The sequence below is a fragment of the Mycobacterium angelicum genome, assembly GCF_002086155.1.
GTDB classification, from domain to species: Bacteria; Actinomycetota; Actinomycetes; order Mycobacteriales; family Mycobacteriaceae; genus Mycobacterium; species Mycobacterium angelicum.
Genome location: NZ_MVHE01000378.1, coordinates 1 through 287, shown reverse-complemented (window position 1 = coordinate 287; position 287 = coordinate 1). Strand labels below are relative to the sequence as shown.

The 287-nt window shown below is 69.7% G+C and carries 1 protein-coding gene; it reads left to right on the top strand.

The window, feature by feature from the left end; translation table 11 throughout:
* A partial coding sequence (locus BST12_RS29875) for an FAD-binding protein (RefSeq protein ID WP_139802123.1) occupies positions 1 to 260 on the top strand: 260 nt, incomplete at its 5' end.
* Positions 261 to 287 lie beyond the last annotated feature (27 nt).

The window sequence follows — 287 nt, the reverse complement described above, 5'->3', positions numbered from 1 at the left end:
GGCCGTGGGGGGCGTTCGACATGTCGCTGGGCAAGGCGATGTATGCCGGATTCACTCTGGGCGGGCTGGCCACGTCGGTGGACGGTCAAGTACTGCGCGACGACGGCGCGGTGGTGGCCGGCCTGTACGCGGTCGGGGCATGCGCGTCCAATATCGCCCAGGACGGCAAGGGATATGCCAGCGGGACCCAGCTGGGTGAGGGGTCGTTTTTCGGGCGTCGCGCCGGAGCGCATGCGGCAGCCCGAGCGCAGGGCATGTAAGCCTCCTCGCGCCGCGACTGGGAATCC